This window comes from Streptomyces sp. NPDC037301 (assembly GCF_055602785.1).
This window is the reverse complement of sequence record NZ_JBVJWD010000024.1, coordinates 84,489-99,444: the sequence shown is the minus strand read 5'-3', so window position 1 is coordinate 99,444 and position 14,956 is coordinate 84,489. Positions and strand designations below refer to the sequence as shown.

Here is a 14,956-nt window from a genome sequence, read left to right as displayed (position 1 = left end):
ACAGAGGCGCGCTACACGGCGAACCCGGGGAGCCGTTCCGCGATCCTGGGCATGTCGAGGGTCCCCTGGCACACGTCCAGCACGAACTTCTCGGCCTCATCGACATCGAAGTCCGCGCTCAGGCGATGCCCATTGATGTGCAGGAAGACCCAGGTGGCATACCAGGCGATGCGCTTGTTTCCGTCGACGAGCGCATGATTGCGCGCCAGGGACTCCATGAGCGCTGCGGCCTTCTGCCACACGTCCGGATAGGCGTCCTGGCCGAACACGCTCGCCTGCGGGCGGGCGAGTGCCGAATCGAGCAGCCCGTAGTCGCGCACCTCGGCGGCCCCGAGGCGCTCGGCAAGGCTGAGCAGCTCGGGAAGTGTCAGGTACTTCATCAGGCGAGCCTCCGGTTTAGCTCCTCACTCACCTTCAGCACGTGGTCCGCTGCCTCGTTGAAGAGGCGCGAGTGTTCGTTTATGGCGGTGATCACCGCGTCGTGGGCGAACGACTGCATACTCCGCCCTTCCGACTCGGCACGCGCGCGCAATGCGTCCAGCTCTTCCTCGGTGAACCGCAGATTCAGACCAGCCATGCACGGATGGTACCGCGCGGTACCACGCGACACCTAAGGCCTTGTCCGCACCCGCGCCGCCACCCACGCCCCCACCAGCGCCACCCCCGCCATCGGCAGGAAGACCACCGCGAACGCCCCCGGATGAGACCCGGAGGCGCCCGCCTCCGCCGCCCCGTGCACGGCCCCCACCGCACCGCCGCCGAGCGCGGCGAAGGCGGCTCCACCCGCGGCCAGCAGCAGGACGTTCGACAGCCCGTCGGAGATCTGGAGGGCGGCCGAGTTCGCCCCCGCCTCCTCCGGCGCCGACAGCTTCAGCAGCAGCACGCTCGTCGATGCGATCACCACGCCCATGCCGAAGCACCCGAAGGCCCACACCACGGCCACGGTCCAGACCGGCACCCAGTCGATCAGCACGGACGGCGCGGCCGCGATCGCCGCGGCGACCAGCACCATGCCGCCCACCATCAGGCGCTCCCGGTACGGCTCGAGGCGCGGCCTGGACTGTACGTACGAACCGAGCGCCCAGGTCCCGCCCCCGGCCGCGAGCGAGAGCCCGGCCATCGTCGGGCTCAGCCCGCGCTGGGTCACCAGCATCAGCGGTACGAACGACTCGGCGGCGATGAACGACCCGGCCGCCACCCCGCGCAGCAGCACCACCGAGGGCAGCCCGCGCGCCGCCCGGCCCGTGCCCGGGGGCAGCAGCCCGCGCACGGCGGGGACGAGCAGGGCAACCCCCGCGACGGCCGGCAGCAGCGCAAACCAGTTCCGCTCCTGCCCGGCGTACTGGAGCAGCCCCGCCGCCAGCGAGATCCCGAGCGCAAGACGGATGCGGCGCCGGTCGTACGGCTCGACGGGTGCCGCGGGATCGGCCGGCCCCGAGGCCCGGCGCCGGATCGCGGGCAGCGCGAGCGCCAGCGGGAACACCACGAGGGCGGGGATGCCGATGAAGACCCACCGCCACCCCAGGTGCTCGGTCACACTCCCGGCGGCGAGCGGCCCGACGACGGACGGGATCACCCAGCTCGCGGCGAACGCGGCCATGATCGACGGCCGCAGACGCTCCGGGTAGGCCCGGCTGATCACCACGTACAACGCCACGATCACCAGCCCGCCGCCGAGCCCCTGGACGGCCCGCCCGGCGATGAACATCCACATGCTGCCCGCCGTGCCCGACAGCAGCAGCCCGGCCCCGAACGCACTGATCCCGGTGGCCAGCGGCCCCAGCGGCCCGCGCCGGTCCGCCCACTGCCCGGAGAGGACCATGGCGAACAGGCTGGTGGTGAAATACGCGGAGAACGCGAACGCGTAGAGCGGGATGCCGTGCAGCTCACGGGCGGCGACCGGCATCGCGGTCCCCACGGCCGTCGCCTCGAAGGCGATCAGGAACACGACGGAGACGATGCCGATGCTCAGCGCCCGATAGGTCCGCCCGAGCACCCCTTCGGATTCGGCGGGCGGGACCGGTATCGCCGCTTCGACGGCGGTGCCGGCATCGGTACCGGCGTCTCGTGGTTCCAGGGCACTCATGAGCCCAAGAGTAAGGGGCAAGATCTCATGTGGCCCCTGTCGCGAGACGGTCCGCCGCTCGTACGTTGGTCGTAGGACCGCGGAGCCGATCGTGAACGCGGTATGGCAGTCGCATTGCGGCCCGCCCCGTTCTCTTGAGTGGCCGGGTCACCCGCCCCTACGGTCGAATCACAGCAAGGAACGCACGGCCGTGTGCCCGAGTGGTTCAGGGGCTCGACTGCAACTCGAGTTACACCGGTTCGAATCCGGTCACGGCCTCGCAGACGAAGCCGCCCGCCCCGGGGAAGTTCCGGGGCGGGCGGCTTTCCCGGGTCCAGGGCGCGCGCCACGGTGTCCCGGACAGCGTCCTCCGCCGTGAACCCGGCCCGCGCTGCGCGCCCTCGCCGGCGCCCTGGCCCTGCCACCGGTGAAAGCTCGCGTCGTATCGCTGCTCGCAACCGGTTTTGCCACCCCTCAGCCTTCGGCACATTGCCGTCACCCCGAGCGGCAACCCGGTGAACCATCCCGGTCAGAGCACCAGCGATAGCCCTGGCGAACGGGCGGGAGGGAAGATCGTGATTCTGTCGGCTCGCCTCAGCGCCAGGAACTACTGTCGCGAGCATGGTCGAACACGATGCCCTCAGTGCCACCCGCGAGGCTTACGACGCTGCTGCCCCCACCTATGCGCAGCTGTTCCGCGACGAGTTGCGGGACAGGCCTTTGGACCGCGCGATCTTGGGTGCCTTCGCCGAGGCCGTAAGTGCGAGTGGGGACGGTCAGGTCGCGGACCTGGGGTGTGGACCTGGCCATATCACCGCGTATCTGGGCGAATTGGGGCTGGCGGCATTTGGCGTCGATACCTCTCCTGCGATGATCGAGTTGGCTCGACAGGCTTATCCGGGCCTGCGGTTCGACGTGGGCTCGATGGCCGCGTTGAACATCGCTGACGGCATGCTGGGCGGCGCACTCTCCCGTTGGTCCATCATCCACACTCCGCCGCAAGACCTCCCCGCCATCTTGGCGGAGTTCCATCGCGTGCTGGCACCTGGCGGCCACCTTCTGGTCGGCTTTTCGGCAAGCGATGATCCGTCTCACCCGACGCAGGTCTTCGATCACACAGTCGCGCCGGCCTATCGGTGGTCGCCTGATCACCTCGCCGCGATGCTGCGCGAGTCCGGGTTGGCCGAGGTAGCACGGATGGTTCGCGAGCCTCAGCCCACCGACCGACGGCAGTTCCAGGAGATTCAACTGCTCGCCCGCAAAGCCTAGGCAGGAGCTACCTGACCGAACACACCGAACCCCATCACCCAGCGCCTCTCCGATGTGCTGGGCGACTCCGACGAGGACGACGAGGAGGAACAGCCGGGGTGCCGCCGCGATCGTGGCCGGTGGGTCGGGTGTTCCGAGCGCGGCGGAGAGTTGCTTGTCGCCGGGGGTCTGCAGCCCCCCGGCAGTGTGAGCCGTCGGTCAGCTCAGCCGGGCATCGGCGTAGACGACCATCGCGTCACGCAGGTAGACGGCCAGCCCGTCGGCGATCTTGTCGTAGTTCGCACGGATCTGCGGGTCGTCGACGTAGGTCTGGCCCAGTCCCTTGTACGCGGCCGCGCACGGGGTCCAGAACCGGCAGACGCCCTGGTGGTGGGCGCCCACTTCGACCTGCACCGCAGGATCGGCAACCGGTGTGCCGACCACCATGAACTCCGCAATACGGATCATCTGTGCCGTCACCTCACGCTGCCACTGCTCCTGGTCCTCGGCGGTCATCGTCTCGATGGCCTGTCGGGACTGCTCCCACGCCTTCGGCCACCGCTCGCGCACCTCGGCCTCAGCAGAGGAGTGCTCGAATCCCTCGAACAGGTTCTCCGGCCTGTTGATCTTTTCCATGTCGTTGTTGTCCTTGCCTTCCTCCAGTTCGGCGATGGTCCGCCCGACCGTGCGGACGAGCGTCTCCAGCCGGTCACGCTCCCTGAGCAGCCGCCGATGGTGCTCGCGCAGCACGGCCACCTGGTCGACCTGGCTGTCCAGAACCGCCCGGATCTCGCGCAGTCCCAGGTCCAACTCCCGCATCAGCAGGATCTGCTGCAGCCGCAGCAGATCGGCCTCTTCGTAGTTGCGGTGCCCGTTGCTTCCGATCCACGCAGGCGGCAGCAGACCGATCTCGTCGTAATGCCGCAGCGTCCGGGACGTCACCCCGGACATCCGGGCCACATCCGCGATCGACCAGGCCATTGCCGTGCCTCCCATCGCCAGGCCGGTCTCTCCGGCCACACAGACGACCGTAGGAGTTGACGCAGCGGAAACCGCAAGCCGGAACCGGCGTTCGCTTCGGAGCAATGCTCAGGACTTGTGGATCAGCTCCCCGGGGGTACGCGAAGGGGGGCACCTTCCCGGGTGATTGTTCAACCAGTCATCGAGTGGGCCCGCGTTGCAGCGCGGGCCGGGAACGCACGCCCGTGCTGAGCGTAGTGAACGCCGACGGCACCACCGAGTCCGGCTCCCTGATCGACGAGATCGTCCGCGAAGGCGCCCGCCGGATGCCGGCGCCGCGCTGGAAGTGGAAGTCAGCTACCACATAGCCGAGTTGGCCGCCGAACGGGATGAGCGCGGGCACCGCCTGGTGGTCCGCAACGGCCGCCACCGGCCCCGCACGGTCGTCACCGCAGTCTGATCACACATACCCGATCCACAACTCTTGACAACTGTTCATGCACCTGACAGCAGTGGCACTGCGCCACTTCCACGAACGGCACCACACCCTGAAGGGGGCGATCAGCGCATGACCAAGCCTGAGAGCGCGGGATACGACTACGACGTCGTCATCAGCGGAGCCAGCCTCGCCGGCAGTGCCGCGGCGATCTTGCTCGCTCGACGCGGTGTCCGCGTCGCACTGCTGGAACGCCGCTCGGACCCCGAAGCGCACAAGGTGCTCTGCACCCACTCCATCACAGCCAACGCCTACCCGGTGCTGGACGAACTCGGCCTCATCCCCGCGCTCGAGAAGGCGGGAGCCGTCCGCAACGAGGCCCGCTGGTACACGCGCTGGGGATGGATCGAGCCGAGGGCCGCGCCGGAGGGCCCCGAGCTACCGTACGCGTACAACATTCGGCGCAGCACCCTCGACCCGTTGATCAGGTCCCATGCGGCAAAGACCCCTGGCGTCGATCTGCTCCTCGGTCATCGTGTGACCGGGCTGGTCCGGGAAGCCGGGCGAACCGTGGGGGTGCGCGCGTCGACACCTCAGGGCGAGTGCGAGATCCGGGCCCGGCTGGTGGTCGGCGCCGATGGCAAGGACTCGGCCGTAGCGAAGTTCGCCGGGGTGCCTGCTCGGCAGTACGAGAACGCGCGGTTCGGCTATCTCGCGCACTTCCGTAATCTTCCGCTGCACGGCGGGATCGGTCACGCCTGGTTCCTGGAGCCCGACATGGTGTACGCGTTTCCGAACGACGACGGGGTGACGGTCATCGCGGTGCTCCCGGACAAGAAGCGGCTGCCGGCCTTCCGGGAAGACCTGGAGGGCAGCTTCTTGGCATTCGTCCGCGCCCTGCCCGAGGCACCGCCCATCGACTCCGCCGAGCGCATCACGAAGATCACCGGCACTGTCGACTACCCGCTTCACAGCCGTAAGCCGACCGCACCGGGCGTCGCGTTCATCGGCGACGCCGCCCTGACCGGCGATCCCCTGTGGGGAGTGGGATGCGGGTGGGCTCTGCAGTCCGCGCAATGGTTGGCAGAGGCGGTCGCCCCGGCCGCAACCGGTCGGGGCGACCTCGACAGGTCGCTCGTGACGTACGCACGCAGACACCGGCGCCAGCTGCGCGGCCACCAGTACCTGGCCGCCGACTTCGCCAAGGCCCGTCCGTTCAACCCCTTGGAGCGGCTGATGTTCTCGGCGGCAGCGCGCGATGAGTCGGTGGCGCGGCACGTGCATCTGTTCGCATCCCGTCTGATCGGTCCGCTGCGATTCTTGAACCCCGTGGCGCTGGCCAAGGCTTCGGCCGTCAACATCAAGCATCACGGGGCGACTGTGCCAACCGCGCATTCGCCCCTCGGATAGGGGCGTGTGAGCGTGGGGGGGGCGGGCCCGTTGCGCCGGCGGTGCGATGGGGGATATAGCGTCGCGATCATGGGACCGCTGACTGACATCACCACCGACCAGGCGCCGGCTGATCCGGCCGCCGCCGACGACATGCTGGCCACCCAGCCCATCGGCTACTGGAGTGGCCTCGCCCACGTGGCCGTCACCCGGCATCTGCGTGACGCTATGGCCAGGATCGACGTCACGCAGCCGCAGTACTGGGTGCTCAACCGGGTAAACGGCGGGCCCGCGGCGCCGAGTCGCGAGGAGGTCGTCATCCAGCTGACGCCCCTCGCGGACGGGCCGCATGAGATCGCTCGTGTCATCGACCAACTGTTCCACCGCGACTGGCTCCGGCTCGACGCCGGGCAGCGCCTGCAGCTTACCGATGCCGGGGAGGCTGCCAGGGTGCGGCTGCGCGAGCTGGTGACCGAGCTGCGCGCCGTGGTCCACAAGGGCATCAGCGATGAAGAGTACGTGGCCGCGCTCAAGGTGCTGCGCAGGATGGTCGCCAACATCGAGGAGGCCGGGGACTCCTAGGTTCTGTCTCTTTGGTCAGCCGACGAACCCATCAAGGAGACACGCTCTGGCCTGGCTGGTTCAACGGCACCATCATCGAGACCGGCACCGACTCCTACCGCCTCGCGTCTCAGCTCCACGCTGGCGTGCATCAGGGAACCTTCCCAACCCAATGCACATAAGACCGGTCGGTCCAAAGCGATTTCCACCGACCCGAATCCGCACCGGGTCCCCACATACGAAAGGCGACCACCCTGCGCTCGGCGCGGGCAGTCGCCTTCTCTCGTGTGGTCCGGAGATCAGGAGGCGATCGTCGTCTCTTCCTTGAGCGCTTCCTTCACCATCTCCCGCAGGTGTGCCTCGTCCTCCTTGCTGAGCGAGGTCTGCACGAGCTGACCACCGAACTTGGCGATCTCGGGGATGACCTTGTCGCGGGCGGACGTCTTGACGAGCACGAAGACAGCGGCGGCGCCGGGCCGGAGATTGGCGCTCAGCTCCTTCATGAAGTCGTCGTTGACACCGGTGTCGACGGCGGACCCTCCGGCGGCGCCGGCCGCGGCGCCCACCGCGGCACCGAGGAACGGCGCGAGGAAGAGCAGCCCGATGACGCTCCCCCACAGCGCGCCGCCCGCGGCACCGTTACCCACGTGGTTGACGGCCTGATGCAGCTTGATCTTGCCGTCCTTCTCACGCCGTTCGACGACGACGACGTCCTCCAGCTCGACGAGGTGCTCGCGGTTCATGGACAGCAGCTTGTCCCGGACCTGGTCGGCGGTGGCGAGATCGTCGTAGGCGATGACGAACAGATTGCTCATGCGGCTGACTCCTCCGGTTGGTGCGTTACCGCACCAACCATAGAGGAACTGTTGTTAAATAAGACATTAGGTCCGAACGTATCGGCCCTCCAGCCACTTCAGCTCTCCGCCGCTCCCACCACCCGCGCCCGGCCGAGCTCCGCGAGGACCGTGTCGACCGTCTGCTCCACGGTCTGCCCGGTCGTGTCCAGCCAGAGCCCGATCCGCGGCGTCTCCTCCCGCAGCACCCGGTCCAGCGCCTCGACCGTCCACCCGGCCCCGTAACCGCTCTTGCCCCGCCCCGCCTCCCGCTCGGCAACGGCCCACGACTCGGGGGCGAGTACGACGACGTACAAAGGTTGGGTCCGTACGAGACCGACGTACCCGGCCAACTCCTCCCCCAGCACCACGTCCTGCACCACCGCGGTCCAGCCCTCGCCCGCGTACGCATCGGCCGTCATCGCGGACAGCCGGTACCGGAGCCGGAGCTGCGCAGCAGCCTCCTCGTACGCCCCCGGCACCATCTCGACCCGCCCCGACACCACCATCCGCCGGAAGACGTCCCCCCGCACATGAACGGCCCGCGGCAGCCGCTCGGCGAGGGCCTGGGCAACAGTGGACTTCCCGGACGCCATCACACCGGTAATGAGGACGACGGCGGGGCCGGGATCAGCAGCTCGCAACACGTTCGCGATCAGCCTGCGACGGCACCCGCCAGGAAGGCGGCCCAGGCGGCGGGGGCGACGGCGAAGGTGGGGCCGTCGGTGAGCTTGGAGTCGCGGACGTGGACGGTGTGGGGGCAGGTGGCGACCTCTACGCAGGCCTCGCCCTCGTTGTTGCTGTAGCTGGACTTGCGCCAGTCGTAGGCGACTTCGACGCAGGCGCCGCCCTCGTTGTTGCTGTAGCTGGACTTGAACCAGAAGAGCTCGGGCCCGGTGGTCACAGTTGCCTCGCCTTCGTTTCGATGATCTCCGCCGACTTCCAGGGGTTGAGCGCCTGGGCCCGCAGGATGCCGAAGAGGTCGAACGTGTCACCCACCTGCTCCGGCCTGGAGATCAACCTATCGCCGCCCTGGCTCTCCGCGAAGACCAGATTGCGGCCTTCCGCCGTGCACATCAACTGCATCGGCCCGTTCAATCCCGCGTGCGTGTGCTGATCGGACGGCATCACCTGCACCGTCAGATGGTTCATCCGCCGCATGCACTCCAGCAGATGCAGCAGCTGCTCCTTCAGCACCTCCGCGCCACCGAGCGTCCGCTCCAGGATCGACTCCTCGATGACGAACCCGACGTACGGCGGTGGCGTGCGCATCAGCACCGCCTGCCGCTCCAGTCGCGCCTCGACGTGCCGGACGATCTCATCCTCGGTGTACGCGGGTTTGCGTGCCCGGTACAGGGCGTACGCGTACGCCTCCGTCTGGAGCAGCCCCGGAATCAGCATCGTCTCGTACGCGCTGATGACCCGCGCCTGCCGTTCCAGCCGTGCCCAGTCCAGGAACTTCGCCGGGTACTTCTCCTCGTCGATCAGCTCGACGCACGCCTTCAGCGCACCGCCCGCGACGAAGACCCGGTCCGCGTCGGCCAGCAGTTCCAGCGACGGAATGCGCTCCGCCCGCTCGACCGCCCCCATCAGCGACTCCGAGATCAACAGCTTGTCCGCCGCGTCCTTCTGCGTGAGCCCGGCCCGCACCCGATGGATACGGATCAGTTCACCCACGAGCCTCCGCACCTGCGACGGCTCACCACTCGTCCCCACAGCCACCCTCACCCTCCCCACATCGCGTCGATGTGGACCGCGTCCTCCTGGTCACGCTATGCAGCCGTCGGGATGCTTGGAGTCATGACGAGCAAGAAACGCCCCGAATGGGTACCCGCCGCCGGCCTCCGACTCCACCTGACCGGCATCCACTTCGACGCCATCCGACTGCGGGGCGTACGTGGCGAGGCGGTGCTGCAGCACCTCGGGACGCTCACCGAAGGCGAACCGGGCCCGGTCGTACGGGAGATCGCGGGCGCCCGGTGGACGTACTTCCTGATCCCGCCCGGGTCGAGCAAGGAGTACGACTGGCCGCCGGGCGCCAGGTGCTTCGGGCCGTCCGCCCGGGACCAGTACGTGGGAATCCCCGCCCCGGACGGCAACACGTATCCGCTGAGCTGGCGGTGCGGGGCGCCGCGGGAAGGTGAGTTCGTGGACGTGGAGCTGCTGTACGGGCTGGTGATCGCGCAGTTGGCGCCGGAGGAGCGGTGAGACGGTCGCGGCATCGCCCCGCGCGCCTCCGGGCTGCATCTGCGACCCGGATCACGCCAACGTGCGGGTTTCAGGAGTTGGGGGCCGCCACCGCCGCCTGAGGCCGGATCGGGAGGCGGTTGACCGGGCGGCCGGTGGCGGCTCGTACTGCTGCGGCCACTGCTGCGGGGGAGGTCACCACAGGGATCGCCGAGGCGGGCTTGGCGCCGAAGGGGGCCACCACGTCGCGTTCTTCGATGAGTTCGACAATGCGAATGTCCGGCGCATCCAGGGTGGTCGGCAGCGCGTAGCCGGTGAGGTCGGGGTGGCGGATCAGGCCGCGGGCGCTGCGGAGGTTCTCGGTGAGGGCGGCGCCGATGCCCTGGGTGATGCCTGCCTCGATACGGGTCGCCAACTGGGACGGGTTGAGGACCCGGCCGACGTCCTGGGCGATCGCCATCTCGACGACCCGTACGGAGCCGAGTTCGATGTCGACGTCCACCACCGCGCGGATCGCGCAGAAGGCGAGGCCGACGAAGGCGTCGCCCTGGCCCGACTCGTCCAGGGGTTCGGTCGGGTGGGGGCGGCACTGGGCTGTGGCCCAGAGTTCCTTGCCGTCCAGCGCCTCCGTGACTGTCGTGGACAGCACCCCGTCGTACGAGGTGATCTTGCCGTCGGAGATCTGCAGCAGCTCCGTGGACATGCCGAACTTGTGGGCCAGGGGCTGGAGAAGCTGTGTGCGGACCATCTTGGCGGCGCGTTCCACCGCTCCTGCCGAGACCCAGGTGTGGCGGCCGTGCGTCGCCGGGCCCGCCGGGGGCTGGTCGGTGTCGACGGACGCTACGTGCACCTCTTCGATGCCCAGGGTCTCCTGAACCACCTGACGGGCGAGGGTCGAGAAACCCTGGCCCGTCTCGACCGCGGCGCAGATGACCGTCGCGATGCCGTCGTGGACCCTGACCGTGGCCGTGGAGACCTCGTCGGCACCCTCCGCCCCGAGCATGTGGACCATGCCCAGCGCATAGCCGACCCCTCGGCGCACCGCACCGGGCTCGCCCGCGCCCTCCGGGCCGCCGGGGAGCAGCCAGTCGTCCTCCGGGGCGTCCTTGGGGAGAGCGGGGAGGGGGAAGTCCCGCACGGCGGTGAGCAGTTCGGACACCGGTGCCGGGCACGTCACCGTCTGGCCGGTGGGGAGGATGTCGCCGGTGGACAGGGCATTTCGCAGGCGCAGCTCGGCCGGGTCGATGCCCAGCTTGGCGGCCAGCTTGTCCATCTGGCCCTCGTACGCCGCGCAGACCTGCATCGCGCCCTCGCCGCGTACATGGCCCGACGGCGGGTTGTTCGTACGGACCGCCCAGCCCTCGATGAAGGCGTGCGGGACGACGTACGGGCCACAGGCGAACGCGACCGCGGCGGCCAGCGACTCGGACGAGGCATCGGCGTACGCGCCCGCGTCGAGCAGGATCTGTGCCTCGACCTTCACCAGCCGGCCCTCGGCGTCCGCGTGGTGGCGGTAGCGGAGCAGCGTCGGGTGGCGGTGGGCGTGGCCGAGGAAGGACTCCTCGCGGGTGGCGGCCAGTTTGACCGGGCAGCCGGTGCGTAGGGCGAGCAGCCCGAGTGGGAGCTGGAAGCCGGGATCCTCGCGGTCGCCGGTCGCGCCGGGGACTCCGGTGACGACGACCTTCACCCGGTCCGGTTCGAGGCCGAAGCAGGCGGCGGCGAGATCGCGGTCGGTGTGCGGGTCGGTTGAGGCGGTGTAGATCTCCACGCCGCCGTCGGGGCGGGGCACGGCGAGTCCGGCCTCGGCGCCGATCGGGGCCGGGTCCTGACGGCCGATGCGGTACAGGCCCTCGACGACGACGTCGCCGGTGACATCCGGGTCGCCGTAGCGCAGCGGGATGTGGCGGATCAGATTGCCGTCGGGGTGCAGCGGTTCGGCGGCGAAGGCCTTCTCCGGGTCGGTGACCGGTTCGAGGACCTCGTACTCGACGGCGATGGCCGCGGCGGCGAGCCGGGCCGTGTCGGGGTGGTCGGCGGCGACCGCGGCGATCGGCTCACCGTGGTGGCGCACCAGGTCGGAGGCGAAGACCGGGCGGTCGACGACCCTGCGCCCGTACGCGCTCTCCCCGGGTACGTCCTCGTGCGTGACCACGGCCCGTACCCCCGGCATCTCGACGGCGGCCGAGGTGTCGATGGCCAGGATGCGGGCGTGCGGGTGCGGGGAGCGGAGGACAGCCGCCCACAGCAGGCCCTCGGCCCAGAGGTCGGCGGCGTACGGGAAGGTGCCCTCGGTCTTGGCACGCGCGTCTACGGGCGGGAGGGAGACACCGAGGCCGAGTGCGGGCGGCTCGGTGTCGGGGCCTTCGACCGGCGGGGTGGTGATCCGTGTGCTGGTCGCGTTGGCAGCGGTGGCTGCGTCGTTGCTCACGCCATGCCTCCGTCCTGCAGGTGCGGCTGAACACTACCCGCGCCGGGGGGCGCCTGGTGCGGGATGCGGGCCTCGTCGGACTCCGGGGACGAGGAGTCCGACGAGGCGGGGTCGGTGATCGCCTCGCGGCCCGCGATGACCTCGTTCACGGCGTCGAGGACGCCCCGGTAGCCGGAGCAGCGGCAGAGGTTGCCGCAGAGCGCCTGACGCGTCTCCAGTTCGCTGGGGGCGTGGTTGCCCTCCAGCAGGTCGTGGACGGTCATGGCCATGCCGGGGATGCAGAAGCCGCACTGGACGGCACCGCACTTGGCGAGGGCGCGCTGGACGTCCGACGGCTCGCCGTCCACGGCCAGGCCCTCGACCGTTCGGACCTCGCTGCCGGCCGCGGTCGCCGCGGGGACCAGGCAGGAGGCGACCAGACGGCCGTCCACCTGGACGTTGCAGGCACCGCACTCGCCCTGCGAGCAGCCGTCCTTGGCACCGGCGAGGCCGAGGCGCTCGCGGAGTACGTAGAGGAGCGACTCGCCGATCCAGGCGTCGGTGACGGGGCGGTCGGCGCCGTTCACATGCAGGACGTAGGAGGCGGCGGGGTGCTCGCTGGGCAGCGGTGAGGCTTCCGGCGGGGCGTCCAGTGGTGGTGCGTCCGGGGCCGTGTCCGGCTCGGAGCCGGGTGCCGTGTCGGCCGGCGGCTCTGCCGGGTGGTGCTCGGGCGTGGCCTCCACCAGGTGCTCGGCCGGGGTGTCGGCCGCCGGGACGGTGCCGAGGGGCGGGACGGTGTCGGCCGCCGGGACGGTGTCGGGGGTCGGGACGGTGTCGGCCGCCGGGACGGTGTCGGGGGTCGGGACCTGTGCGAGGTCCACCCCGAGAGCGGGGGTGTCTCCGGCAGCGGGTACGGGTACGTCCTCGGCAGCCGTCCTCGGTGCTGCCTCCGGGTCCTGGAGGGTGCTGTCTTCGTACGCGGACGGCTCCACCGCAGGCGCGGAATCGGCTCCCGGCGCGTGCTCCGGCTCGACGTCCGCTCCGGGTACCGGCTGCTCCACCGCGGGCTCGGGCTCCGCGACCGGCTGCTGTGTCGCCCACGGTGCGGGCGCACCGCCCGGCAGCGTGGCCGGCGGGGTCCGGTCCGCGTACCACTGGGAGGCCAGAGCCGACGCCGCGAACTCGCCGGACTCCTCAGGGAGGTCACCGTCGGCGACCGGAATCGTCCACTGGCCGGTGTGGCCGACGGGGTCGGCATGCCCACTGTGCCCGGACTGACCGCTGTGGTCGGCCGAAGCGGCGTGCCCAGCCTGACCACTGTGGTCCGCGTAACCGCCGAACTCGGTGGACTCGGTGAAGTTCCACTGGCCCGTCGCGGCCGGCGGCTCCTGGTACTGCTCCTGCTGCGGGTACTCGTACCCGTACTGCGGCTGCTGCTGGTTCGGGTCCGGCCAGTGCACCGCGTCGGATGCCGGCTGCTCCGCTCCCGTACCCCGCTCCTGCCGGCTCTGCGTCTGCATGACCCAGCTGCCCGTGACCGCCGGGTCGAGCCCGGACGCGGGGGTCAGCGGCAGGATCATCGGCGGTACGTAGCCATGGCCGGGCGCGGCCAGCGGGATGTCCGCCAGGTCCTCCGGCGGCAGGTGGACGAAGGCCGTCGCCTCGGCGTCGTACTCGCCACCCTGCGGTGTCGGCTGCCAGCCCCCGTGCCGCGGCTGCTCCCGCTGCCCGTGCTGATCGTTGTGGTCCTCGTTGCTCACGACAGTGCCCTCCCCAGCGCTCGTCGGGCCAGCGCGGCGACGGTTCGCCGCAGATGCAGTACGGCGGGGGGCAGCGGTGGCGCCTCTCCCCCGTCGGCGGGCGGTGCCTGGTCCGGGATGCAGGCCGCGGCGACGTACTCGCCGAAGGCGGCCAGCGCATCGGGGGCCAGGCCCCGTTCGCCGTCCCAGTCGATCAGTGAGGCGATCCAGCGCTCGGCCTCCAGCGGCCGCAGCGGCATCGGCGCGATGGCGCCGACCGCGCAGCGCACTCCGCGCCGGGCCGGGTCGAGGACGATCGCGACGGACGCGGTGGCGCGGCCGGGGCCGGTGCGGCCGGTGGCCTTCAGGAAGACCTGGGGGGCGTGCAGCAGCGGCACCCGGACGAAGCCGATCAGTTCGGCGGGTTCGAGCATCTCGCGGCCGGCCAGCAGGTGCGAGACCGGGACCTCGCGGCGGGCGCCGCCGGGGCCCGCGATGACGAGCTCGGCCTCCAGCGCGGCGAGCACCGGCAGGGCGTCACCGGTCGGAGCGGCGGTGGCGATGTTGCCGCCGAGTGTTCCGGCGTTACGGATCTGGGGCGGGCCCGCGGCGCGCGCGGACGCGGCCAGGGCGGGGATGAGAGCGGCGAAGTCGGGCCGCCCCATGCGTGCGTGGGTGAGTCCGGCGCCGAGCAGGGCGTGGCCGTCCTGGTAGTGCCAGCCGCGGAGCTCGCTGATCCGGCCGAGGCCGACCAGCCCCGAGGGGCGCAGCAGCCCCTTGTTGACGGCCGACATCAGGTCTGTACCGCCTGCCACAGGAACGGCGGCGGGCATGGCGCCCAGCGCCGCCACGGCCTCGTCGAGCGAGGCCGGCAGCGTCACGGACTGCGTCGCCTGCGGTGCGTGCGTGGTCAACCCAGCTGCCCCTTCCCGGTGTCCCGGCTGTCCGGCTTGTTTTGCCGTACGGTACGTGCTCAAAGCCTGGACGTGGCAACTCTGGCACATCTTCCGACCGGCCCGACGCGAGGGTCCGCGAAGGGAGCATCCGTCCCCGACCAGGGGGATGGTCCCGATTCGCCCCGCTTCGACGCAGAGGGCGAATTGCCACTCTTCGGCGAGCCTTGTGCGGCTT

15 protein-coding genes, 1 tRNA gene and 1 pseudogene are annotated in these 14,956 nt (G+C 70.4%); 6 read left to right on the top strand and 11 right to left on the bottom strand.

Annotation, left to right across the window (positions count from 1 at the left end):
- Positions 1-11: 11 nt before the first annotated feature.
- The 3 genes from ACZ7IB_RS31175 to ACZ7IB_RS31165 are packed head-to-tail and all read right to left on the bottom strand — an operon-like array spanning position 12 to position 2,086.
- Positions 12-380: a type II toxin-antitoxin system death-on-curing family toxin gene (locus ACZ7IB_RS31175; RefSeq protein ID WP_470917111.1), complete on the bottom strand. Its 369-nt coding sequence runs from the start codon at positions 378-380 to the stop codon at positions 12-14.
- Positions 380-577: an Arc family DNA-binding protein gene (locus ACZ7IB_RS31170; protein ID WP_114249050.1), complete on the bottom strand. Its 198-nt coding sequence runs from the start codon at positions 575-577 to the stop codon at positions 380-382. Before ACZ7IB_RS31170 ends, ACZ7IB_RS31175 begins: the two co-directional genes overlap by 1 nt.
- A gap of 33 nt (positions 578-610) precedes the next feature.
- On the bottom strand, positions 611-2,086 hold the full coding sequence (locus ACZ7IB_RS31165) for an MFS transporter (RefSeq protein WP_470917110.1): 1,476 nt from the start codon (positions 2,084-2,086) through the stop codon (positions 611-613).
- Between the two features lie 186 nt (positions 2,087-2,272).
- Here ACZ7IB_RS31165 and ACZ7IB_RS31160 point away from each other — a divergent pair.
- A tRNA-Cys gene (locus ACZ7IB_RS31160) sits at positions 2,273-2,344 on the top strand.
- 342 nt (positions 2,345-2,686) lie between these two features.
- Entirely contained in the window at positions 2,687-3,334 is a 648-nt protein-coding gene (locus ACZ7IB_RS31155; protein WP_470917109.1) for a class I SAM-dependent methyltransferase, read from the top strand.
- Between the two features lie 198 nt (positions 3,335-3,532).
- Here ACZ7IB_RS31155 and ACZ7IB_RS31150 read toward each other — a convergent pair whose 3' ends face one another.
- On the bottom strand, positions 3,533-4,294 hold the full coding sequence (locus ACZ7IB_RS31150; RefSeq protein WP_470917129.1) for a MerR family transcriptional regulator: 762 nt from the start codon (positions 4,292-4,294) through the stop codon (positions 3,533-3,535).
- Between the two features lie 224 nt (positions 4,295-4,518).
- Here ACZ7IB_RS31150 and ACZ7IB_RS31145 point away from each other — a divergent pair.
- The 3 genes and pseudogenes from ACZ7IB_RS31145 to ACZ7IB_RS31135 all read left to right on the top strand — a co-directional run.
- Positions 4,519-4,727: pseudogene (locus tag ACZ7IB_RS31145) on the top strand (IS256 family transposase); the annotation flags it as partial.
- A gap of 114 nt (positions 4,728-4,841) precedes the next feature.
- Positions 4,842-6,119: an NAD(P)/FAD-dependent oxidoreductase gene (locus ACZ7IB_RS31140; protein WP_470917108.1), complete on the top strand. Its 1,278-nt coding sequence runs from the start codon at positions 4,842-4,844 to the stop codon at positions 6,117-6,119.
- Between the two features lie 69 nt (positions 6,120-6,188).
- Positions 6,189-6,680 (top strand): MarR family transcriptional regulator, encoded by a 492-nt coding sequence (locus ACZ7IB_RS31135; RefSeq protein WP_470917107.1) that lies wholly within the window; start codon positions 6,189-6,191, stop codon positions 6,678-6,680.
- Between the two features lie 278 nt (positions 6,681-6,958).
- Here ACZ7IB_RS31135 and ACZ7IB_RS31130 read toward each other — a convergent pair whose 3' ends face one another.
- The 4 genes from ACZ7IB_RS31130 to ACZ7IB_RS31115 all read right to left on the bottom strand — a co-directional run bounded on the left by ACZ7IB_RS31130 (position 6,959) and on the right by ACZ7IB_RS31115 (position 9,169).
- Positions 6,959-7,474 (bottom strand): DUF1269 domain-containing protein, encoded by a 516-nt coding sequence (locus ACZ7IB_RS31130; RefSeq protein ID WP_389971892.1) that lies wholly within the window; start codon positions 7,472-7,474, stop codon positions 6,959-6,961.
- Positions 7,475-7,572: 98 nt separating this feature from the next.
- Complete coding sequence (locus tag ACZ7IB_RS31125) at positions 7,573-8,139, bottom strand: AAA family ATPase (RefSeq protein WP_470917106.1); 567 nt, start codon at positions 8,137-8,139, stop codon at positions 7,573-7,575.
- Positions 8,140-8,147: 8 nt separating this feature from the next.
- Complete coding sequence (locus tag ACZ7IB_RS31120) at positions 8,148-8,396, bottom strand: DUF397 domain-containing protein (protein ID WP_470917105.1); 249 nt, start codon at positions 8,394-8,396, stop codon at positions 8,148-8,150.
- On the bottom strand, positions 8,393-9,169 hold the full coding sequence (locus tag ACZ7IB_RS31115; RefSeq protein WP_470917104.1) for a helix-turn-helix domain-containing protein: 777 nt from the start codon (positions 9,167-9,169) through the stop codon (positions 8,393-8,395). The genes ACZ7IB_RS31120 and ACZ7IB_RS31115 overlap by 4 nt, the downstream gene beginning before the upstream one ends.
- A gap of 123 nt (positions 9,170-9,292) precedes the next feature.
- On the opposite strand from ACZ7IB_RS31115, the gene ACZ7IB_RS31110 reads away from it, so the two are divergent.
- Positions 9,293-9,700, top strand: coding sequence for a hypothetical protein (locus ACZ7IB_RS31110; protein ID WP_470917103.1), 408 nt, complete (start codon positions 9,293-9,295; stop codon positions 9,698-9,700).
- Positions 9,701-9,770: 70 nt separating this feature from the next.
- Here the strand turns inward: ACZ7IB_RS31110 and ACZ7IB_RS31105 are convergent, their stop codons facing one another.
- From ACZ7IB_RS31105 to ACZ7IB_RS31095, 3 genes are read right to left on the bottom strand one after another with little or no spacing between them, the layout of a single operon-like run.
- Positions 9,771-12,107, bottom strand: coding sequence for a xanthine dehydrogenase family protein molybdopterin-binding subunit (locus ACZ7IB_RS31105; protein WP_470917102.1), 2,337 nt, complete (start codon positions 12,105-12,107; stop codon positions 9,771-9,773).
- A complete protein-coding gene (locus ACZ7IB_RS31100; RefSeq protein WP_470917101.1) occupies positions 12,104-13,846 on the bottom strand; it encodes a (2Fe-2S)-binding protein in 1,743 nt (580 codons plus the stop codon). The genes ACZ7IB_RS31105 and ACZ7IB_RS31100 overlap by 4 nt, the downstream gene beginning before the upstream one ends.
- Complete coding sequence (locus tag ACZ7IB_RS31095) at positions 13,843-14,739, bottom strand: FAD binding domain-containing protein (protein ID WP_470917100.1); 897 nt, start codon at positions 14,737-14,739, stop codon at positions 13,843-13,845. The genes ACZ7IB_RS31100 and ACZ7IB_RS31095 overlap by 4 nt, the downstream gene beginning before the upstream one ends.
- Between the last annotated feature and the right edge of the window lie 217 nt (positions 14,740-14,956).

Excerpts from the sequence above, each read along its gene's own strand:
- ACZ7IB_RS31175 (WP_470917111.1), bottom strand. The coding sequence starts at position 380 with ATGAAGTACCTGACACTTCCCGAGCTGCTCAGCCTTGCCGAGCGCCTC.
- ACZ7IB_RS31170 (WP_114249050.1), bottom strand. The coding sequence starts at position 577 with ATGGCTGGTCTGAATCTGCGGTTCACCGAGGAAGAGCTGGACGCATTG.
- ACZ7IB_RS31165 (WP_470917110.1), bottom strand. The coding sequence starts at position 2,086 with ATGAGTGCCCTGGAACCACGAGACGCCGGTACCGATGCCGGCACCGCC.
- ACZ7IB_RS31155 (WP_470917109.1), top strand. The coding sequence starts at position 2,687 with ATGGTCGAACACGATGCCCTCAGTGCCACCCGCGAGGCTTACGACGCT.
- ACZ7IB_RS31150 (WP_470917129.1), bottom strand. The coding sequence starts at position 4,294 with ATGGCCTGGTCGATCGCGGATGTGGCCCGGATGTCCGGGGTGACGTCC.
- ACZ7IB_RS31140 (WP_470917108.1), top strand. The coding sequence starts at position 4,842 with ATGACCAAGCCTGAGAGCGCGGGATACGACTACGACGTCGTCATCAGC.
- ACZ7IB_RS31135 (WP_470917107.1), top strand. The coding sequence starts at position 6,189 with ATGGGACCGCTGACTGACATCACCACCGACCAGGCGCCGGCTGATCCG.
- ACZ7IB_RS31130 (WP_389971892.1), bottom strand. The coding sequence starts at position 7,474 with ATGAGCAATCTGTTCGTCATCGCCTACGACGATCTCGCCACCGCCGAC.
- ACZ7IB_RS31110 (WP_470917103.1), top strand. The coding sequence starts at position 9,293 with ATGACGAGCAAGAAACGCCCCGAATGGGTACCCGCCGCCGGCCTCCGA.